19 protein-coding genes and 4 tRNA genes are annotated in these 21713 nt (G+C 39.7%); 12 read left to right on the forward strand and 11 right to left on the reverse strand.

The annotated features are described in order from the left end of the window. The first annotated feature begins 1 nt into the window (after position 1). The gene (locus tag MJX77_RS06920; protein ID WP_107880547.1) at positions 2–952 is read left to right on the forward strand and encodes a cation diffusion facilitator family transporter; all 951 of its coding nucleotides are present in this window, start codon (positions 2–4) and stop codon (positions 950–952) included. Between the two features lie 18 nt (positions 953–970). On the opposite strand, the gene MJX77_RS06925 is transcribed toward MJX77_RS06920, so the two are convergent. Continuing rightward, complete coding sequence (locus tag MJX77_RS06925; protein ID WP_005300922.1) at positions 971–1309, reverse strand: membrane protein; 339 nt, start codon at positions 1307–1309, stop codon at positions 971–973. Between the two features lie 275 nt (positions 1310–1584). Here MJX77_RS06925 and MJX77_RS06930 point away from each other — a divergent pair, with 275 nt between their 5' ends. Next, the gene (locus MJX77_RS06930; protein WP_005300925.1) at positions 1585–2535 is read left to right on the forward strand and encodes a hypothetical protein; all 951 of its coding nucleotides are present in this window, start codon (positions 1585–1587) and stop codon (positions 2533–2535) included. 87 nt (positions 2536–2622) lie between these two features. Here the strand turns inward: MJX77_RS06930 and MJX77_RS06935 are convergent. From MJX77_RS06935 to MJX77_RS06970, 8 genes are all read right to left on the reverse strand, one after another. Then, positions 2623–2698, reverse strand: a tRNA-Glu gene (locus MJX77_RS06935). Positions 2699–2728: 30 nt separating this feature from the next. Further along, a tRNA-Glu gene (locus tag MJX77_RS06940) sits at positions 2729–2804 on the reverse strand. A gap of 121 nt (positions 2805–2925) precedes the next feature. Beyond that, positions 2926–3825, reverse strand: coding sequence for a hypothetical protein (locus tag MJX77_RS06945; protein WP_199986871.1), 900 nt, complete (start codon positions 3823–3825; stop codon positions 2926–2928). Positions 3826–3944: 119 nt separating this feature from the next. Next, the gene (locus tag MJX77_RS06950; protein WP_005300929.1) at positions 3945–5366 is read right to left on the reverse strand and encodes an amino acid permease; all 1422 of its coding nucleotides are present in this window, start codon (positions 5364–5366) and stop codon (positions 3945–3947) included. Between the two features lie 128 nt (positions 5367–5494). Continuing rightward, positions 5495–5570, reverse strand: a tRNA-Glu gene (locus MJX77_RS06955). Between the two features lie 25 nt (positions 5571–5595). Further along, positions 5596–5671, reverse strand: a tRNA-Ala gene (locus MJX77_RS06960). A 57-nt stretch (positions 5672–5728) separates the two neighbouring features. Continuing rightward, a complete protein-coding gene (gltX, locus tag MJX77_RS06965) occupies positions 5729–7237 on the reverse strand; it encodes a glutamate--tRNA ligase (protein WP_252061003.1) in 1509 nt (502 codons plus the stop codon). A 116-nt stretch (positions 7238–7353) separates the two neighbouring features. Then, on the reverse strand, positions 7354–7653 hold the full coding sequence (locus tag MJX77_RS06970; protein ID WP_005300933.1) for a hypothetical protein: 300 nt from the start codon (positions 7651–7653) through the stop codon (positions 7354–7356). 399 nt (positions 7654–8052) lie between these two features. Between MJX77_RS06970 and MJX77_RS06975 the strand changes: the two genes are divergently transcribed. Continuing rightward, entirely contained in the window at positions 8053–9051 is a 999-nt protein-coding gene (locus MJX77_RS06975) for a sulfate ABC transporter substrate-binding protein (protein WP_252061004.1), read from the forward strand. 81 nt (positions 9052–9132) lie between these two features. On the opposite strand, the gene MJX77_RS06980 is transcribed toward MJX77_RS06975, so the two are convergent. Further along, a complete protein-coding gene (locus tag MJX77_RS06980; protein ID WP_151766988.1) occupies positions 9133–9732 on the reverse strand; it encodes a TetR/AcrR family transcriptional regulator in 600 nt (199 codons plus the stop codon). A 121-nt stretch (positions 9733–9853) separates the two neighbouring features. On the opposite strand from MJX77_RS06980, the gene MJX77_RS06985 reads away from it, so the two are divergent. The 9 genes from MJX77_RS06985 to MJX77_RS07025 all read left to right on the forward strand — a co-directional run bounded on the left by MJX77_RS06985 (position 9854) and on the right by MJX77_RS07025 (position 19067). Beyond that, positions 9854–10459 (forward strand): NAD(P)H-dependent oxidoreductase, encoded by a 606-nt coding sequence (locus MJX77_RS06985; RefSeq protein WP_151822042.1) that lies wholly within the window; start codon positions 9854–9856, stop codon positions 10457–10459. 258 nt (positions 10460–10717) lie between these two features. Further along, a complete protein-coding gene (gene rsmH / locus MJX77_RS06990; protein WP_005300940.1) occupies positions 10718–11641 on the forward strand; it encodes a 16S rRNA (cytosine(1402)-N(4))-methyltransferase RsmH in 924 nt (307 codons plus the stop codon). After that, positions 11641–11973 carry a cell division protein FtsL gene (ftsL, locus tag MJX77_RS06995; protein WP_004789835.1) on the forward strand — a complete coding sequence of 111 codons (333 nt, stop codon included), beginning with the start codon at positions 11641–11643 and terminating at the stop codon, positions 11971–11973. The genes rsmH and ftsL overlap by 1 nt, the downstream gene beginning before the upstream one ends. An 11-nt stretch (positions 11974–11984) precedes the next feature. Beyond that, on the forward strand, positions 11985–13817 hold the full coding sequence (ftsI, locus tag MJX77_RS07000) for a penicillin-binding protein PBP3 (RefSeq protein ID WP_005300944.1): 1833 nt from the start codon (positions 11985–11987) through the stop codon (positions 13815–13817). Between the two features lie 3 nt (positions 13818–13820). Beyond that, positions 13821–15320, forward strand: a complete 1500-nt coding sequence (locus MJX77_RS07005; RefSeq protein ID WP_252061005.1) for a UDP-N-acetylmuramoyl-L-alanyl-D-glutamate--2,6-diaminopimelate ligase — start codon at positions 13821–13823, stop codon at positions 15318–15320. Positions 15321–15328: 8 nt separating this feature from the next. Further along, a complete protein-coding gene (locus MJX77_RS07010; RefSeq protein WP_252061007.1) occupies positions 15329–16729 on the forward strand; it encodes a UDP-N-acetylmuramoyl-tripeptide--D-alanyl-D-alanine ligase in 1401 nt (466 codons plus the stop codon). Then, complete coding sequence (gene mraY, locus MJX77_RS07015) at positions 16730–17848, forward strand: phospho-N-acetylmuramoyl-pentapeptide-transferase (RefSeq protein ID WP_004789827.1); 1119 nt, start codon at positions 16730–16732, stop codon at positions 17846–17848. 59 nt (positions 17849–17907) lie between these two features. Further along, the gene (locus MJX77_RS07020) at positions 17908–18240 is read left to right on the forward strand and encodes a DUF7709 family protein (protein ID WP_252061008.1); all 333 of its coding nucleotides are present in this window, start codon (positions 17908–17910) and stop codon (positions 18238–18240) included. A 2-nt stretch (positions 18241–18242) separates the two neighbouring features. After that, positions 18243–19067, forward strand: a complete 825-nt coding sequence (locus tag MJX77_RS07025) for a putative RNA methyltransferase (RefSeq protein ID WP_252061010.1) — start codon at positions 18243–18245, stop codon at positions 19065–19067. Between the two features lie 53 nt (positions 19068–19120). Here MJX77_RS07025 and ponA read toward each other — a convergent pair whose 3' ends face one another. Next, a complete protein-coding gene (gene ponA, locus MJX77_RS07030) occupies positions 19121–21682 on the reverse strand; it encodes a penicillin-binding protein PBP1a (RefSeq protein WP_191900376.1) in 2562 nt (853 codons plus the stop codon). Positions 21683–21713 lie beyond the last annotated feature (31 nt).

Below are 21713 nucleotides of genomic sequence, written 5' to 3' on the forward strand. Positions count from 1 at the left end.
AATGGGTGGACATCATGGTCATGATCATAGTCATGCTGTAGTGACTGAAGGTAATGCTAAGAAGTTAACAATTGCTTTAGCGCTTACGACAACGTTTTTAATTGTTGAGGTCATTGCAGGTTTAATCACACAAAGTTTGGCATTGCTTTCTGACGCTGCACATATGTTTACAGATGCAGCTGCTTTGGCAATTGCTTTGGTCGCTATTCAAATTTCCAAACGTCCTGCTGATAATAAACGCACTTTCGGTTATCAGCGCTTTGAAATTCTGGCTGCTTTATTTAATGCACTCATGCTTTTTGTGGTGGCAATTTATATTTTATATGAGGCCTATATCCGCTTCTCTAAGCCACCTGAAATTCAAAGTATGGGAATGCTCATTGTGGCGACCATTGGTTTGGTAATTAATCTCATCTCAATGAAAATTCTCATGTCGAGTGCCAATAGCAGTTTAAATGTGAAAGGTGCTTATCTAGAGGTATTGAGTGATGCGCTAGGCTCAGTCGGCGTTATTATTGGGGCACTCATCATTTACTTCACCAACTGGTACTGGGTCGATACGATTATTGCGGTACTGATTGGCTTTTGGGTATTACCAAGAACATGGGTTTTACTTAAACAAAGTATTAATATTTTGCTCGAAGGCGTGCCAGAAGAAGTGGATATTGAGAAGTTACGTACAGATCTGCTTTCTTTAAATGGTGTGGAGAGTATTCACCAACTTAAAGTATGGGCGATTACTTCTAAAAATATCCATTTAACGGTGCACTTATTTGCACCGCAAGCGGATCGTACCAAGCTCTATCAAGATGCTGTTGAAATGCTTTCCCATGAACATGGTATTGGCGAAGTGACCTTGCAAATTGAAGACGATGCCGAGATCAATTGTCAGCATATTGCTCAACATACTTCACACGAGCATGATGACAAAGAACATTCACATCAGCATTAAGCTGATGTGAACACTTTTTTAAATTTCCCATTCGTGATTGCAGTCACGGCATTTCCAATGTTTTTGTGACTGCATAAATGCTTGCATAGACAGTTTAAAGTCCGGCAAATCACGCCAAAACATAAAACCTGCTCCTACAGTCACAACAAAAACAACTACTGTTGCAATTTGAAGAGTGCTACCTGCACCATTGCCAAAAATCCACATAAAAATGCTAATCACAACCAAGAGTAAAAGCATAAAAAGTGCAGGAATTAAGATAGCGAGGCTTTTAGGAACTGCTGGTTTTACGCTGTTCATGCCTTGGCTTACAGGCATGATTTTAACACTTTGACATTGAGGGCAACGATATTGCATGAGAACTCCACATTTAGTTTGAATCTATTCTAACGGAAATGTCGGAAAAGAAAAAAATTTGTAAGATATCGATGAAGTGCTATGAGTTAGCAAAAAAATTACTTATGAATAAACAAAGAAATATAAAAAACTGATGATTTATCCGTACACATAAAAATTAAAATAATATTGTAGAGCATGCTAATCTACAGAAAAATGAAGTGTGATTAGCACTATAAATGAGCTTAAATACTCATAAATAGGACGTGGAATAAATATAAAAAGGAGAGAGGGACTTGGGTCAACAAGATGACAATAAGTCGCAGCCTACAACGACAGCATCGGTTTTAGCTACCCCAGATACCGCAAAACCGTCATTATCTCGTCGATTACTGCATAAGACATTGCAACATGCCCAAGATGCAGTTGGGTTTGCTAGCGACACAACACGTAATATTGCAGAGGTTGCTGACGCGGCTTTAGACGCGCTCGATCAAGTGACTACCCACACCAGACGTGGAGTTGTTGGAATGACAAATCTGGCGGCCGGCACTGTAAGAGATATGGTGTCCGAAACCAGTGAAACCGCACGCCAAGTCGCATTGATAATGGCGCGTACATTTTTGGGCAAGAGTACCCTAACGTTGTACTTACCTGAAATGTTGTTAAATAATCAAATCCGTAAGCGCATAGACCGCTCTGAAATTGATGATATTAAAATTAAGTGCGGCAATGATAGTTTCCAAGTCGAGATCGATGGACATTATCATCGGTTCATGTACCGTTTAAGTTTAGATTTTAAAGTATTGGAATGTCGTATTGGGCAGGAAAAGTTTTTGCGCCTACGTCAAATGGATGAAAGTCTTGATGTCCAGATTCGTCATGGAGGAACACTGTCAAACTGGGCTGTGCGCCGTATTGGTCGAGTTGGTTTTGAAGTCGTAAATATGTTACCCATTCCATCACTTATTAATCATTTGATTGGTGATATTCCGGGTATCCAGCGTGATGGCCACCGTATGTGGTTTATTGACCTAGAGCAGGCAGGATTTATTGATTTTATTAATAACCGATCTTGGATGGTTGAAAAGCTTTTGAGTCTGACAGATTTTAGTATTTTACCTGGTTTGAATATTTTGAGAGAAAGTCGAGAGTTGGTCCAACAATTGGTAGATCAATTTGAAATTAGAGGACTACGGGTACAGTCGGGTCGCCTTGAAGTACAAGTGGGAATAGCAAGCTCATAGAGCATAGTAAAAGCCGATCATTGATTGGCTTTTTATTTTTTTAGGTAAAAAAAAGCCACTGACGTTATGCAGTGGCTTTTTAGAATTTGGCGTCCCTACGGGGATTCGAACCCCGGTTACCGCCGTGAAAGGGCGATGTCCTAGGCCTCTAGACGATAGGGACATATGTGAGGCATACATCTGAAAAAATTATTGGCGTCCCTACGGGGATTCGAACCCCGGTTACCGCCGTGAAAGGGCGATGTCCTAGGCCTCTAGACGATAGGGACGTTTCAGAGGTGGGCGTATATTAGGTCGATTTAATAAAAGTGTCAAATAGTTTTCTGAAGAAATATTAAAAAAAACAGTCAACCGATTAAAAATAACTCTAATTGTAGAAAATATATACATTTATCCTTCATTTTTCTGAAAAGGCTCAATAATTGCCTTTATAACAGACGGATGTTGTAGATAACCTAAAATCTCATGCGGTTGGTTGGCAAAGGTATAAATTTTCTGATTAATAATTGGAGGATCAAAATTAAATGGCGCCTCACATAGTGGAAATGCAGTTAGAAAATCGTCTTGAGAGTAAAAATTAAACCAATCACCGTGAATACATGATGGCCTAACAATTGGAATCGGAAGCTTACTTTGAATTACGCGAAAAGATAAAGGAGAAGCTAACGTTATAAATCGTTTAATTGAGAACCGATATGCAGGGTTTGAAAGAAGGTTAAAAGCAATAACCGAGCCGAGAGAATGTGCAACGACAATATAATCTTCATCTTCTCGCATTTTCTTTAAAATCCGTTCATTTACTTCCTCCATAAATTCAGGATTAGATAAGTACATATAAGTCTCAATCAGAAACTGTTGTATCAAGCTCTCATGTAATTTAGGGAAGTTATTTAACAGAACAACCAACTCTTTGAGTACGCGGTCTTTTACGAGCTGAGAGGTCAGATAGATTCGTTCTGAAAAGCTTTTTTCAGCGGAGTCAGTTGCTGGTAGCAATAAAGGAACAAATGGGGTGTGCTCTTTAGCAGGAGGATTATGGGGATGTAAATGAATGGGTAAATAATTATTTAAAAATGACTTAGGTAATAACGTGTTGAGGTCTAATTGATTGCTTAATCGATATTTAGTCATTAGGTCGCCATAAAATGGCATATGAATATGAAGATCGCGCACGTTAACTTTGCAAGGCATCTGTTTTAGGCCAAGCTTAAATACTTTTAGCCAATGCTCTTTCAAGCGATGAGCAGTGTAATTCTGTTGATTCATCCCGTGGATAAATATAATTTTCATTCTATACAAGGAATTGTTTTTAATATAAATTTTAATCTACAACGGTACGTTATATAAAACCAGTATGTAGGCAAAAAAAAGTGTAGCTTTTTGCTACACTTTAATTCAATCAAAGCGAATTAGGCTTTATTGCGGTAAAAAATAAAATAGCTGACATAACATAAAGCTGTAAAAATAAGACAGCCCACAAAACCAGCACGCATTTCAGGGTCTGCAGCCATACTTAAGCAAGTAATAAAGCAGAAAATAAAACCTAAAATTGGAACGATAGGGAATAATGGAGCGGCATATTGTAAGTCTTTAACAGTATGGCCAGATTTGTACCATTGGCGGCGGAAATTGAACTGACTTAAACAAATGCTCATCCAGACAATAACCATGGTGAAAGCAGCTACACCGAGTAGATTCTTAAAAATAGTCTCTGGTGCAAATTGCTCTGATAACAAACCAGGAATTGCTCCAAACATTGTTACAACTAGAGCAACAATAGGTGTTCCACTTCTTGAAAGTTTAGAAAATACGCTAGGTAATAATTTTTGTTCCGACAGTGACCACATCATACGTGAAGCAGCATAAAGTCCTGAGTTTGCTGCTGAAAGCAGAGCTGTAATAATTACAAATCGAATAATATCATCCGCATATGGAATGCCAATATAATTAAATACAGTAACAAATGGACTGCTACTTACGCTTTCACCGCCTAAACCTGCAAGCTGGAAGGGAAGCAAAGCACTAATAACAATAATGGTACCCACAAAGAAAATAAGAAGACGCCAAATCGCGGCATTAATTGCTTTGGGTACATTCTGAGCTGGATCTTTGGTTTCACCTGCTGCTACGCCAATTAATTCTGTGCCTGAGAAAGCAAAGTTAACAATCAGCATGGTGGTGAAAATAGGAATTAAACCATGTGGGAACCAGCCTTGCGCTGTAAGGTTACTAAATAGCGGTGCAGTTTGGCTGCCATGAAAAGGAATTAAACCAAAAATTGCTAGCAGGCCAAGTACAATAAAAGCAATCACGGTAATGACTTTAACAAGAGCGAGCCAAAACTCAGACTCAGCAAAAATGCGAGTTGAACTAATATTTAAGCCAAAAATAGTGATTGCAAAAACAATTGTCCAGATCCACATTGAAATATGTGGGAACCATTCCTGCATGAGTAATGCCGCAGCTGTGAACTCAGTTCCAAGCGTTGCAGTCCAGGTCAGCCAGTACATCCAAGAAATCATATAGCCAGTACTAGGACTAATATATTTTTTGGCATAAGCACCAAAAGAGCCTGAAACAGGCATGTGTACAGCAAGCTCTCCTAGGCAAAGCATGACCATATAAGCGATCGCGCCACCAAGTATATAGGCAATAATTGCGCCAATAGCTCCAGTTTGTGAAATGACTTCCCCTGAACCTAAAAAGAGACCAGTTCCGATAGCTCCGCCTAGTGATAACATCACAAGATGGCGAGTACTCATGGCTCTTTTTAAAGGTGCAGTACTGTTCTGATGCTGATGAGCATCTAGTTGATTGTCAGATGGCTGCATATTACACATTGAGAGAATTAAGAAAGACGCTATTTTAGATAAAATAGACAAATGTGCAATCTAGAAAGAGATAAAGAATAAACAGTAAGGTGACGATAGAGTCTTTTTATAATTTTTAAAGCAGAATATGGCGTCCCTACGGGGATTCGAACCCCGGTTACCGCCGTGAAAGGGCGATGTCCTAGGCCTCTAGACGATAGGGACATGATGAGGCAAACACAAAGGAGCGTGGTGGAGTCAAGCGGGATCGAACCGCTGACCTCTACAATGCCATTGTAGCGCTCTACCAACTGAGCTATGACCCCAGTTTGTGTGAGCGCAATATTAGGGGGGATGCGCTCACACGTCAACAAAAAAATGAATTAAGCTTCGCTAGTTGCTTCATTTTTAGGCAATTTTAAGCTCTCATTAAGTTTTTCCCAAATTTTAACTTCTTTCTTGCTTGGTCCACCCACAACTTCTAAGGCACGGCGTAAACGAGCGAAAGTTAAATCAGGTCCAAGGGTGACCATCGACTGCATTACAGGTGTTGAACTCGTTGAACCTGCAATTGCGATAAAGAACGCTGGCATGAAATCGCGTAATTTAATCTCCATCTGGTTCGCAAGATCCATTAGGGTTTGGCTAACAGTGTCGTTATTCCAAGTAAACTGACCTTCAAGACGCCAAATTGCAAATTGCAGACTTTGACGAACCTGTTCTTGAGTCAATTTTTTGCTTTCAAACATTTCAGCAGTAATTTGTGGCATATGGTTAAAATAGAAACCAGCCCAATTCACAGCTTCTGAAAGTAAATTAATACGCGGTTGAATGGCAGCTGCAATATCTTCTAAAGTGCTGCGATCACTTTTCCATGTTAATAAACGGTCTAATAATTGGCCAGGTGTTAAACCTTTGATCCATTGACCATTTAACCAATTTAGTTTTTCAACATCGAAAATTGGTCCACCTAGTGAAACACGTTGAATATCAAAGCTATTCATCATGTCTTGTAGCGTAAATACTTCACGCTCATCTGGCATTGACCAGCCCATACGGCCTAAATAGTTTAATAAGGCTTCTGGTAAAACGCCGATATCGCGGTAATAGTTAATTGATGTCGGGTTCTTACGTTTAGATAATTTTGATTTATCTGGGTTACGCAACAATGGCATGTGACAAAGTGTCGGCATTTCCCAACCAAAATATTGGTAAAGCAACTGATGCTTCGGTGCAGATGGAAGCCATTCTTCACCACGTAGTACATGCGTGATTTCCATTAAATGGTCATCTACAACATTTGCTAAATGATAAGTCGGTAAGCCATCATTTTTAAGAAGAACTTGCATGTCGACTTGCGCCCAAGGAATTTCAACTTCCCCACGTAATAAGTCATTAAATTTACAAATACCTTCTTCAGGTACTTTCATACGGATGACGTGGGGTTCGCCCGCTTCTAAGCGACGAGTCACTTCTTCTTGAGAAAGTTTTAACCCGCGACCGTCATATTTTGGTGTTTCACCACGTGCTTGTTGTTCAGCACGCATCTGGTCTAGTTCTTCAGCAGTAGCGAAACAATAAAAAGCATGGCCTTTTTCAACAAGTTCTAACGCATATTGCTTATAAATTCCCATACGTTCAGATTGGCGATACGGTGCATGAGGACCACCTACATCTGGACCTTCAGACCAGTTTAAACCTAACCAACGCAATGAATCCAAAATCATTTTTTCAGACTCTGGTGTAGAGCGAAGTTGGTCTGTATCTTCAATTCTTAAAATGAATTCTCCGCCATGTTGTTTCGCAAAACACATATTAAATAAAGCGATGTAGGCAGTGCCGACATGAGGAAAACCGGTAGGAGAAGGTGCAATACGAGTACGAACTTTCATAGGTAATGGGTCAAAATAAAAATTGAAACTATTATAACGAAAAAGCCCAGTATTCTGACGTTTTATTTAACGTCAGTCTGGGCTAAAACTGAAACGAAGAGGGGGTGTTTCAGATTTTAAGAAGCATGCGGCTGGAAGATTGCCTGAACAAAACGTGAAAAACGTTCGTGTTGTGCGGCAAGAAAATTTTGAGTCGGTGTAACGCGAATAGTATTAAGTACTTTAAGCTCATCATCTGAAGAAGGTAATACAATAGGATTACGTTTCTGTTGATCTAAAGCTTTTTCAATAAGCGAAGTCTGCTTATCTGACCCGGTCTTATTTGGGGTATCTTTAAGTACTGCTGCTGCAGAAAATTGTGATGCTAAACCCAGCACCAAACTTAAGCTTAACGCTTTTCCATAATGAATTTTCATTATTAATCATCCCCTCTGTTCATTACATTTCAACTATTTTTTGAGTTTAACGAAATGTAAAATTACGGTAATGCTACGATTTAAACATAAATCTTAATAAAAAAGTGGAACTGTGTCACACTTTTTACAAAAAATATCTATATTTTAATCTGGTCGACGCCAATGTAGGTCATATGTATCCTTTACGCTTCATTATTTAACAAATTAATGTGTAGATAAAGTGAAGGCCCTCATTAAGTTGTAAGAATAATTACAAAAAATTTCAAAAATGAAATGATTTAGGCATCTTAAGCTATATATTTTAAAGAGATTAATAAAAAATATATTAATATAAGTAATTGATTGTAAATTATAAAATTAAAAATATAGTAAAACTAAAACCAATGATGGATTTTGTAAATGAAAAAAATATCAATAATGGCTGTAGCGATGTACTTGGGAATGGCAACAGCAGCTCAGGCCGCTACTTCTTTTTTAAATGTTTCTTATGATCCGACCCGAGAATTTTATCAAGAATATAATCAGGCTTTTGGGAAGTTTTGGAAACAGCGTACAGGTCAGGATGTTGAGTTTAAACAGTCGCATGGTGGATCTGGTAAACAAGCTCGGGCAGTAGCTACGGGTCTTGAAGCCGATGTTGTAACTTTAGCGTTAGCGAATGATATTGATGAGATTGTGAAAGCGGGTTTTATCCAACCAAATTGGCAAAAAGAATTTCCAAACAATTCTGCACCTTATACGTCCACGGTTGTGTTCCTAGTACGAAAAGGTAATCCAAAAAATATACGTGACTGGAATGACTTAACAAAACCAGGTGTGGAAATTATCACCCCTAATCCTAAAACAGGGGGGGCACCGCGTTGGATTTATTTGTCGGCATGGGGCTATGCCTTAAAACAACCGGGTGGAAATGATGCCAAGGCTCGTGAGTTAGTTAAAAAACTTTATCACAATGTAAAAGTACTTGATTCGGGAGCACGTGGTTCGCTAACAACATTTGCTGAGCGTGGAATTGGTGACGTTTTATTATCATGGGAAAACGAAGCTTTATTGGCGACTAAAGGACCTGATAAAGATAAATATGAAATCGTTTACCCATCAATTTCAATTTTGGCAGAGCCTTCCGTCGCAATTGTAGATAAAACCGTAGATAAAGATGGCAACCGAACTTTAGCAAAAGGCTATCTGAACTTTTTATATTCACCGTTAGGGCAAGAGTTGGCGGCTAAACATTATTTCCGACCACGCAATGCGCAAGTGGCTGCTAAATATGCAGCACAATTCCCAAAAATTAAATTATTTACAATTAATGATGTTTTTGGTGGCTGGGCTAAAGCTCAAAAAACTCACTTTGCAAATGGGGCTGTCTTCGATCAAATTTACGATGGTAAGCAATAATTAATTAAGCTTTTTGCTTAGAGCCGCTTATTTAATCATTAAGCGGCTCTTTGTGTTTTTTAGATCTAATTTTTGATTAATTTAAAAATTACCTAATCTTTTTACTAAGGTATTGATAAAGATATTAATGTAGTGATCTATATCATCTTTGAAAATCATATATTGTAAAGCTAGCCCATAACTTAATGATACGAGCTCTATAACAATAGAATCATAGTCATCAGGTTCAGTTATCTCCGTTAAAGAAAAGAATTGCTTCATAATCTTCGTTACTTCTTGTTGATGAGTTTTCCAAACCTTTTGATACTCCTCGGCGAAGGTAATATCACGTGCAGCAAACAGTTGTAGTTCTATTGATATTTTAAGCCATTCATCGTTTGTAAAAAAAGCGGTCAGCCATTGGCGCAATGAATCAATGAGTTGTTCCGTATTTGAAGGGGTGCTGGTAAAGATTTCTTGTAGCTGTAAATTTTCTTTAGCGAATTGAAGCTGCATTAGCTCAAGTAAAAACTCTTCTTTATTGTTGAAATTCGAATAAAAGGCACCTTGAGTATAGCCTGCCTGTTTGGAAAGATTCCTGATAGATACCGCGTTATAACCAAATTCAGAAATGAGAGCAAACCCAGCGTCAATGAGATGTTGCCGAGTTTGTATCTGTTTTTCATTGCGAGAAAGAGTCATAAGAGTCAGATAAATAATAATTGAGATATCACTTGATATCTTAATTTTTATGAGATATTTTTGCTACATATTTATTTCAGATATCAACTGATATCTTATTGTGCGACAATAAAGGCGCTATATGTCTCAAGTCTCTAAACGTATTGTAGTTATCAATGGTCATCCATCCGATACTAGTTTTAATCATGCATTAGCTCACAACTATGTAGAGCAGGCAAAAACATTAGGTATTCACGTAGATCTAATAGAAATTGCCAAGTTGGGTTTTGAACCTAATTTAAAATATGGTTATGAGAAACGAATGGAATTGGAACCTGATTTAATGAATGCGCTTGAAAAAATTCAGGCTGCTGATCATTTGGTATGGTTCTTTCCAGTGTGGTGGGGAGGGCTTCCGGCTATCGCTAAAGGTTTTATTGACCGACTCTTTTTACCGAATCTTGTATTTAGTTACCGAGAAAACAGCAATCGCGTTATTGGTCATTTACAGTCAAAAACAGCACGACTGATTACGACTTTAGATCAGCCAGGTTGGTTTTATCGTTGGTATTATGGTGAGCCAAGTACTCGACAACTTAAAAAAGCGACTTTGCAATTTTGTGGGGTTAGTAAAGTCAAAGTTAATTATGTTGGAACAGTGCGGGGCGCAAGTTCAGACCAACGGCAAAAATGGTTAAATCAAATCGGTAAATATGCAGAAAAAGATTGCCAGTTCATCTCGTCCTAAGGTAAATCGGCGGGAGTTTTTAACAAAATAAGCGTAAAGGAAAAGAGAGTTTTTTAAATAAAGAATTTAATAAAAAAGTTTTATTAATTCGTATTTAACTCTAGAAAATTATTCTTACTTTCTTATTTTGCTTAAAAAGTGCTAACAAAACGGTTTTATCTATGAAAAATTAATATTTTCCTACAAAAAGCCGTTTGGCGTTGGTCATAAACAAGGTGATAATGTGCAGTTACATTTTTACGCAATGATTTAACACCTATGTCGCATATTTCTGTCTTACTTTTTGAGACCGTTGAGAGCTTATTGGCAGATCGCACAACAGGGGTGTATATCGATGCAACCTTCGGAAGAGGTGGGCATACACGTTTATTGCTCTCTAAACTTGATGAAAATGCACGAGTGTATGCATTTGATAAAGACCCTCAAGCACTCGAAGTTGCTGCTGCTTTGGCACAAGAAGATCCAAGATTTACGATCATTCATGCGAGTTTTGCTGATATCAAAGAGAAGATGCAGGAAATTGGCGTGATGAGTGTTGATGGCATTATGGCTGATCTGGGAGTGTCATCTCCTCAACTTGATCAGGCAGAACGTGGTTTTAGTTTCATGCAAGATGGTCCGTTGGATATGCGAATGGATAATTCTAAGGGTTTAACTGCGGCCGAGTGGTTACTTGAAATTGAAGAAGAACAATTAGCAAATATTATTTATCAATATGGTGAAGAGCGTTATAGTCGACGTATTGCTAAAGCCATTAAAAATGCTGGAAAGCTAGATACAACAGCTCAATTGGCGGAACTTGTAAAAACAGCTCATCCAAAATGGGAAAAACATAAACATCCAGCGACACGTACATTTCAGGCTATTCGTATTGCTATTAATAAAGAGCTCGAAGATATTGAAGTGTTTTTGCCGCAAGCTGTAGACTTACTCAAACCGGAAGGACGTTTGTCTGTTATTAGTTTCCATTCTCTTGAAGACCGACTGATTAAGCAGTTTATTCAAAAAGAATCTACGTTAGCAGAAGATTTTGGTTGGGGAATGCCAGAGCAGCGGGTAGATACAAGAAGATTAAAGAAAATTTCACGGGTTCGTGCGAGTGAAGAAGAAGTAAAAGCGAACCCTCGGTCACGTAGTGCATGGCTTCGGGTTGCTGAACGCTTGGAAGAAAAAGGCGCGTAATGAAAAGCAGTGATGAAATCGCAACCACAGAAAATAAAGTGGTGAAAAAAGTTGTGGTGTATACAGTCTTGGTGGCTCTTGTTTTTATAAGTGCCATGATGGTGGTATTTCAAGTATTTGAATATCGTCATGATTATAGAGAGCTTAGCTCTTATATGCGTGAACGTGATGATCTCAATGCTGAATGGGGGCGTTTGCTCATTGAGCAACAAACCTTTGGTGCAACGGCACAGATTGGTACACGTGCTGTAACTCAGCTACGGATGTTTTCTCCACCGGCTGCAGAAACGGTGGTAATTTCTTTACCAATGACCTCAGAGCAAAATAAGTAAGGCCTTGCTGTATGGTAGATAAGCGAACAAAACAAACACGGAAAAAACAGCAGTCTATTTCGGAAAAACCAACTCTTGCCTTTGATATGTGGCGGTTTTATCTGCTCTGGGCGGTAGTGTTACTCTGTTTTGTTGTTTTAATTGCACGTGCATTTTATGTACAGGTAATTAATAAGGATTTTTTACAAAACAAGGCCAATGCCAATATTTTGCGTACTGAGCGTGTGGAAGCTATGCGTGGCGTGATTAGTGATCGCCATGGTGTGCCTTTGGCAATTAGTACACCGATCATGAAAATCGTAATGGATCCGCGTGATTATTTCGATACAAAGCATTTATATGACCAAATTACAGCGGAATTAAAGAAAGATCCCAATAATCGTAAATTAAAAAGACAATTACCCGATAAAAACTTAAATCTTGATGAGTTGGCGGATGTCGTTGGTTTAGACCGTGCCGATCTTAAAAAGCAGATGAATGCTCGACCGCGTTCTCGTTATCTGGTTCTGAAAAAAGAAATACCACCGCAACAGGCAGACCTTATTACGAAAGGCAACTTTCAAGGCGTGTATGCCGAGAAAACTTATAAGCGCTATTATCCTCAGCCACAGCCAAATGCCCAGATTATTGGTTTAACTAACAGTGAAGGCCAAGGGATTGAAGGCTTGGAAATGCAGCTCAATAAACAGCTGTCAGGTGTGGATGGTGAGCAAAAAATTATTCGTGATAAGCGCGGAAACCGCTTAAAGGTTTCAGAGGTTATCCGTGAGGGTGAACCAGGCGAAAATATCACTTTAAGTATCGACTCTCGTTTGCAATACATTATGTATAGAGAGCTGACCGCAGCTGGTGTTGCAAATAATGCCCGTTCGGCAACGGCAATTGCTGTAGATGTTAAGACTGGTGAAATTCTGGCAATGACCAGTTGGCCGTCATATAACCCGAATGATAAAAATGGTTTGTCTAATAAAGATGCCATGCGTAACCGCGGTGCAATTGATATGTTCGAACCGGGTTCAACCATGAAGCCATTTACAATTTCTTCTGCATTAGAAACTGGGCAATATACGCCTAACACGATTGTAAATACTTCTCCAGGTTCAATGCGTTTAGGTTGGCATACGATTCGTGATACCCACAACTATGGTGCTTTAACTGTTAGTGGCGTCATTATCAAATCTTCAAACGTGGGTTCTGCAAAAATTGCATTGTCACTTCCAAAAGAAACACTACCAAGCTTCTTTAATCGTGCTGGTTTTGGTAAACGCTCGGCTGTGAAATTTCCGGGGGAAAGCTCAGGTTTAGTACTTCCAGTAAGTAAGTTGAACTCTTCTCAAATTGGTACCATGGCTTATGGTTATGGCTTGAACGCAACTATTCTTCAGTTGGCGCAAGGCTATGCAATGCTTGCAAATCATGGCGTAAAAATGCCTCTAAGCTTGCATAAGCTCGATCAAGCACCTAAAGGGGAACAAGTTCTTGCTCCAAAAATTGCTGATCAGGTTTTGCTTATGTTAGAGCAGGTTACGATGCCTGGTGGTACTGCAAAGCAAGCTAATATTCCGGGTTATCGCGTTGGTGGTAAAACAGGTACGGCTCATAAACTTCGTGCAGACCGTAAAGGTTATTCAAATAATGAATACCGTGCTTTATTTGCGGGTGTTGCTCCAATTAGTGACCCACGTTTAGCTGTTATTGTCGTTGTTGAAAACCCACAAGGCCGTTATTACGGTGGTTTGGTTGCGGCTCCTGTTTTTGCACGCATTATGCAAGAATCATTACGTTTAATGAATGTACCGCTTGATAAGCCCCTTGATACTTCAGTAAATCCTATTCGCAGGTAAGCTATGTCTGTTTCTTTTCAAGAAATTAATCCAGTCGAGATTAATGCACAGTGGTCTCAGCAGCCTTTTCATGGCTTCAGTCTAGACAGCCGTAAGGTTGAGTCAGGCCAAATTTTTATTGCTTTGACCAGTTATAGCCAACCTGAAAAAACACGTGCTTTTGCTGAGTCAGCGCTAGCCAATGGCGCACTTGCGATCATTAGCGAGACTGAGCTGGGTGTGGCAAATGAATGGGTATGCCCTGATGTACGTCAGCGCATGGGCGAATGGCAAGAGCGTTATTTGCAACATATTGACCCTGTTACACCAGCGCGTATTGTTGCAGTAACAGGCACAAATGGTAAAACGACAATTTCACGTTTAGTTGCTGAATTAATTAGTTCACAACAACAGCGCTGTGTGGTGATGGGAACAACAGGTAATGGAATTTTGCCTGATCTGACGCCATCAACTCATACTACGCTCGATGCTTTACAACTACAAAATGCATTGCATGATTATGCTAAACAAGGTGCAACTTTCGCTTCTTTGGAAGCAAGCTCACATGGTTTAGAGCAAGGTCGTTTAAATGGTTGTGCGATTGAAATTGCTGTTTATAGTAATTTGAGTCGTGACCATCTGGATTATCATGGCACTTTAGAGGCTTACGCAGAAGCAAAGGCTCTCTTATTCCGTTTTAATTCTTTAAAAGTAGCTGTTATTAATCTTGATGATGAACATGCTGCTCTTATGATGAATGCGGCAAAACAAAATCCTGCTCAGCCAAAGATTCTGACGTATTCACTTACCCAAAATACAGCTGATTATTATATTAGTGACTTAAGTTACAGTTTGGCAGGGGCGACTTTTAATTTAGTCAGCTCGCAAGGTTCTTTTGCTGTTCAAAGTCCATTATTGGGACATTTCAATGTCGAAAACCTGATTGCAGCGCTTATTGCTGCTGAGCAAGCAGGTTTTGATTTGGAAGCATTAGTCGCTTTTGTTCCTAAGCTTATTGGTGCGCCGGGACGAATGCAGGTCATTCGTGATGGCGAACGTTTATTTGTTGTGGATTATGCGCACACACCTGATGCTTTGATTCAGGTGCTTAAGACTTTAAAACGTCATGTATCTAATCAGCTTTGGGCAGTATTCGGGTGTGGCGGGGATCGTGACCGCGGTAAACGTCCACTCATGACTCAAGCAGCATTGGATGGAGCGAATCCGATTATTCTGACTTCGGATAATCCAAGAACTGAAGACCCTGAACAAATTTTTGCTGATATGAAGCAAGGAATTAATTTCTCTGGGTATCGCATGCAGGAAATTCATGATCGCCGTGAAGCAATTAAATTTGTTGCACAGCAAGCTCAAGCTGGTGATATTGTGGTTATTGCTGGTAAAGGTCATGAAAATTATCAAGAAATTAATGGTGTGCGCCACTGGTTTGATGATGTTGTCGAAGTACAATCAGCAATTGCTGCGCAACACCATACTGTAGACGCTGCTTACCCTGCACAATAGGATTATTTATGCATACTTCAACCACCAGTACCGTGCCTTTGGAACCGTGGACAGCTCAAAAATTACAACAGGCAACGCAGGGCTATTGGCATAAAGACCAGATCCCTCAAACTGAAATTAAACGTATTTTGACGGATTCTCGTCATGCGGAAACTGGGGATGCCTTTTTAGCACTAAAAGGTGAGCGTTTTGATGCACACGACTTTGTAACTCAGGTTGCTGCGAATGGTTGTCAAATTGCCATTGTTGAACGTCCTTTAGATATAGAAATTGCACAGTTAGTTGTTACCGATACTCGCTTGGCTTTGGGGCAACTCGGCGCTTATCGCCGTGAGCAAAATACCCAATTAAAAGTGATTGCTTTAACAGGCAGTAGCGGTAAAACCACAACTAAAGAAATGTTGGGAAGTATATTATCGCGCTTAGCTCCGACATTAATCACCCGTGGTAATTTAAATAATGATCTTGGTGTACCCATGATGCTGCTAGAGCTTCGTAAGGAACATCAATATGCGGTGATGGAGTTGGGTGCAAGCCATCAAGGTGAAATTGACTATACTTCTAAATTAGTTCAGCCTCATGTTGCAGGCATTTTAAATATTGGTACAGCTCATCTGGGCGAATTTGGTGGACGTGAAGGTATTTGCCGAGCTAAATCGGAAATTTATCGTCATATTTTACCAAATGGCGTTGCAATCGTACCGCAACAAGATGATTTCACTGCTGAGATTCTTGACGCCGCAAAAGCGCATCGTATTTCTACATTTGGTGTGGGTGGCGATGTGTATGCAACAGATATTGAATTATTACCTCAATCAACAAATTTTACGCTACATACGCCGCAAGGTGTCAGTGCCGTTAAACTCCCTTTTGCAGGTGAGCATAATGTTCAGAATGCGACCGCAGCTGTAGCCTTTGCTTTAGCAATTGGTATTGGACTGGAAGATATTGTCCAAGGCCTAGAGCAAGCTCAGGGAGCTAAAGGTCGTCTTAACTTTATTCAAAAGTCACCTTACTTATTTATTGATGATACCTATAATGCCAATCCGACTTCAATGCGCGCTGCTGCACAAGTGTTGTTGCAGCAACAAGGCATAAAAGTCATGGTCATGGGAGATATTGGTGAGTTAGGTGATAGCAGTTGGCAAGAACACCATGATTTAGGTCGTGATCTTGCTGAGCTTCATTTAGATCATATTATTGCAGTTGGGCAGTTTGCTCCAGCCGCTCTCGAGGGTGCACACTCTCATTTCAATAAAGTGAAAGCATTTCAGACACAAGCTGAGGCGCTTCCATTTCTAATCAATCTAATCCAAACACATCAACCACAGTCCATGAGTTTCCTGTTTAAAGGTTCTCGCTTTACTCATATGGAAACGTTGATGGCTGATTTGATGGAGAAACTTTAAATGCTGTTATGGTTGTTTGAACAACTTGCGGGCTATCACAGTTCGTTTCAGGTCGTTCGTTATTTAACATTACGTTCTTTACTCAGTGTATTAACTTCACTGACCATTGGTTTGGTCCTCGGACCGATCATGATTCGTAAATTACAAGCGTTAAAATACGGTCAGGCAGTAAGTTCATTTGCTCCTGAAAATCATGCTAAAAAGATGGGTACACCAACCATGGGCGGGATTTTAATTCTGCTTTCAATTGGTATTAGTACTTTACTCTGGGCTGATTTATCTAACCCTTATGTCTGGATTGTGCTTGGTGTAATGGTTGTATTCGGTGCTGTGGGCTGGGCAGATGACTGGATTAAAATCCGCTATAAAGACAATGCAGGTTTACCTGCCCGTAAGAAGTTTTTCTGGACTTCCGTTGCATCGCTTGGGGCTGGTATTGCTTTATATTTAATTGCAACCCAACAGTCGAATGCTGAACATACTGCAAACATGCTGGATTTATTGATTCCATTCTTTAAGAATCTTTCAATTCCACTCTCTATGGTTCCTTTAGGCTTGGCATTTATTGTATTTACCTATCTAGTTATTAATGGTGCTTCTAACGCCGTTAACTTAACGGATGGTTTAGATGGTTTGGCAATCATGCCTGTTGTAATGGTAGCTACGGGCTTAGGCGTATTTGCTTACTTGTCAGGTGATATTCGTTTTGCTAACTATTTGCATATTCCATATGTGAAATATACATCTGAGCTTGTTGTAATCTGCTCTGCGATGATTGGTGCGGGTTTGGCATTTCTTTGGTATAACGCACACCCAGCTCAAATCTTTATGGGTGATGTTGGCGCATTAGCTTTAGGCGCGATGCTTGGAACAATTGCTGTTATGGTACGCCAAGAAATCGTATTTGCGATTATGGGTGGTGTGTTTGTAATGGAGGCTGTATCTGTCTTCTTGCAAATTGGATCGCTGCGGATGCGTAATAAACGCGTGTTCTTAATGGCGCCGCTACATCATCACTATGAAAAGCAGGGCTGGAAAGAAACCCAAGTTGTGATTCGTTTTTGGATTATTACAATTATATTAGTAGTTTTAGGTCTAATGACTTTAAAATTGCGATAGATCTTATTTTAGTGTCAATATAAAGCCAGTTCTACTGGCTTTTTTTATTGGAGAGATGAATGACAAAAGTTGCTGGTCTAGACCAATTATCTGTAATTAATCAGAAAGTAGTTGGAGAGGGCGAAGTATTACCTCAAGTTGTGCTTAAAGATGGAAGTCAGGTACAAACAGGAACTGTCGCTACAATGCTGCATAATATTGAATTATATAATGCAGGCCAAAGAGGCCAGATTGAGGAAGAATTAAAGATTGCTATTCCAACTTTAGTCAAAGTGGGGCTATTTGATTTATTTCAGGTAGATGAATGGATTAAGGGAGCAAATGCAGGGCGTACATTTGTGGGAATGCATGCAAAGTCTTATTTACAACATAAAGAACAAGAGAATAATTAAAAGTGACTAAGCAAATTTTAATGTGTCCTGTGTGTCGTCAGTCTCTCGATTTAAATGAAAAAACTTGGCGATGTGGACAAGGACATAGTTATGATGTCGCTAAACAAGGTTATGTGAACTTACATGTTGTGCAGCATAAACATAGTAAGAACCCTGGAGATACACCAGAGTCAGTCGATGCGCGAAGAGCTTTTTTACAAGGTGGTTATTATCAGCCTTTACAACATGCTGTAGTTGCTTTATTAAAACAATTAGATGTAAAAACCGTACTTGATATCGGGTGTGGTGAAGGTTACTACACCAGTGCTATGCAGCAAGTCGTTGAGCAATGTGTTGGTGTTGATATTGCAAAAAATGCGGTACAGCGTGCAGCAAAGCTTAATTCTGAGGTGACTTGGGTTGTGGGAACGGGTGCGACTTTGCCTGTGCTTGATCAAAGCATGGATGCATGTACCAGTTTGTTTAGCCCAATTCCACAAGCAGAAATTGCACGTGTTTTAAAAGATGATGGATATTTAATTGTTGTCACTCCTGCATCTGAGCATTTGTATGCAATGCGTGAGGCTCTATTTGAGCAGGTTAACCCTCATATACCAGAGAAGTTTGTAGAGCAGTTGCAAGATTTGTTTGAGCTCAAACAAGAGCAAATTATTAATGCCCCTTTTGTGCTTGACCAACAGGCTTTAAAAAATCTGATTGCTATGACACCTTATGCTTATAAAGCATCTCCTGAGCGTCGTTTGCAGTTAGAGCAGCAGTCGCAATTAGAGGTAACGGCATCTTTTCAAATTTATGTCTTTCAGAAACGTAATAAAATAGCTAGTTAACAGTATATTTTTAAAAGCAAAAAAGAAGCCATCTGATGATGGCTTCTTTTTTGCTATTCAATCTGATTAATCAGATTTTCTAGTTCATCTTTCTCACGCTTCGGCGCTGCTCCCTGTGAAGGCTTCATCGCAGGAGGTGCAGCTTTTGATGGAATAACAATTTCCTCACCTGGTAAATCGGAGAAGTCATTGTCATTGCTCAGTTTTGGTTGTGGTGGTGCTGGGCGATATAGCGGGCGTGCTAATGGTGGAGCTGCACGATAAGTTTTCTTATCGCCTACCTCAGTAACAGTTTGTTGTTTGTCACGTGAAATAGGACCTTGGGCATCTTTATCTAAACGAACCCAAGATGCTGGCGTACCTTGCAAAGCTTGACCCATAAAGTTAATCCAGATCGGTAATGCAGCAATACCACCATACTCACGTCGACCTAATGTTGTCGGTTGGTCAAACCCAACCCACGTTACAGTCACTAATTTGCCGTTAAAACCTGCAAACCATGCATCTTTTGCATCGTTGGTTGTACCTGTTTTACCGCCTAAATCACTACGGCCAATTTTAAGTGCGGCACGGCCTGTACCATGCTCAATTACATCACGTAAAATGTTCGCCATATCGTAAGCAGAGCTTGATTTTAAAATACGTTGAGCTTGGCGATATTCGCTATTTGCTTTATCAGTTTGTTTAAGATTAAGTTGCTTAGCTGCCTTTTCTTTCTGCTCTACGTCTTTGTTAGTAACCTCAATCACTTCATCATCTGTTGTCGTAGCTTTCTGCTCGTCATCAGTTGTGTCTGGTGCATTAATACATGGAATACATGCATATTCTGGCTTAGCTTGATAAATCACTTTGCCGTATGCATCTTCAATACGCTGAATAAAGTGTGGTTGAACGCGATAACCACCATTTGCAAAAGTTGCATATCCAGTTGCCATTTGAATTGGTAAAACTTGAGGTGTACCTAGAGCAATGGTGTAGTTACGTGGAATTTGATCTTCTTGTAAACCAAAATCCATGAATAACTGGCGAGTACGTTCAATTCCCACCGTTTGCAAAAGGCGTACCGACACGGTATTACGAGACAAATACAAAGCACGACGTAATGGAATCATCCCTAAATAACGACCGTCTGAGTTTCTCGGTGTCCATTTGCCAATTGTGATAGGACTATCATTCACCATGCTGTATGGCGTCATACCGCGTTCTAATGCCAATGCATAAACAAATGGTTTGATCGTTGAACCTGGTTGGCGCCAGCCTTGTAAGGCACGGTTAAATTTCGATTGATAGAAGTTATAACCACCTACAATTGCTTCAATTGAACCATCATTCGGGTTAATCGCAATAAGTTGACCTTGAACTTTTGGAACCTGAACTAAAGACCATGCTGTTTTTGCATCATTTGGACGTAAGCGAACAATATCTTTAACTTGAACAATTTGAGATGCACGTGACGGAGCACCACCTACACTATTCGCATTGCGATAGGGGCGAGCCCATGACATACCTGACCACTGTACAGTAACGGTTGTACCATCTTGCATGAGTGCATCAAAAGAGCTGCTATTTACCTTGGTAACTTGTGCCGGGTAAGTATTGGCATATGCTCTAAATTCATTTAATGGTTTATCGTGTGCTTCCGCACCACGCCAGCCATGACGACGATCATAAGCTTCAAGACCATCTTGTACAGATTTCTCTGCAATCGCTTGGCGTTTAGCATTGATGGTTGTATAGACTTTATAGCCAGAATCAATGGCTTGTTCACCAAAATGCTTTACAAGCTCTGAACGAACCATTTCACCCGCATACGGGTGAATATTATTTAAATCCCGATTGGGCATGTTTAAGTTGATCGGTTCAGCTACAGCTTTTTGATATTCTGTTTGAGAGATATAACCCAGCTGTAACATACGGCCTAAAATCCAGTTGCGGCGTTCAAGTGCGCGTTCAGGATTAACGACAGGATTGTATTTAGAAGGTGCTTTCGGCAAACCTGCAATCATTGCCATTTGAGCAATGCTGAGCTCATTAATACTTTTGTTGTAATAAATTTTGGCTGCCGCTGCGATACCGTAGGCATTTTTTCCTAAGAAGATTTTATTCACATAAAGACTGAGAATTTCTTCTTTAGATAAGTTTTGCTCAATTTTTCGAGCTAAAAAGATCTCGGTTATTTTGCGTTTTAAGGTTCTTTCTGGACTTAAATAATAGTTCTTTGCAACCTGCATGGTAATGGTTGAACCACCAGTTTGCACATCAGAACCAGTTACACTTTCACTTAAAGCACGCCCTAAACCTTTAAAACTGATCCCGCTATGTTCAAAGAAAGAAGAATCTTCTGCTGCTAAAAATGCATGAATAAAAGCAGGAGGAATTTGTTTGTATTCAACTGGAATAGAAAGCTTACCACCATACTCGGCAATCAGTTGATTATCCGAGGTATAGACCTGTAGCGGTTTTAAAAGCGGAGCTTTTTTTAGTGAACTCATTTCAGGGAGCGATGGGGCGATATAGAGATACATGCCATAAAAGCCCATCGGAAGTGAGACTAAGATAATAATAATGATCAAAAAAATTGGACGCACGAAGCCCAAACTGGATAGCTTTTTCATGATAAGTAAGCTTTAATAAGATCGAATACAA

It is taken from the genome of Acinetobacter sp. AHP123, assembly GCF_023757925.1.
Classification (GTDB): Bacteria; Pseudomonadota; Gammaproteobacteria; order Pseudomonadales; family Moraxellaceae; genus Acinetobacter; species Acinetobacter oleivorans.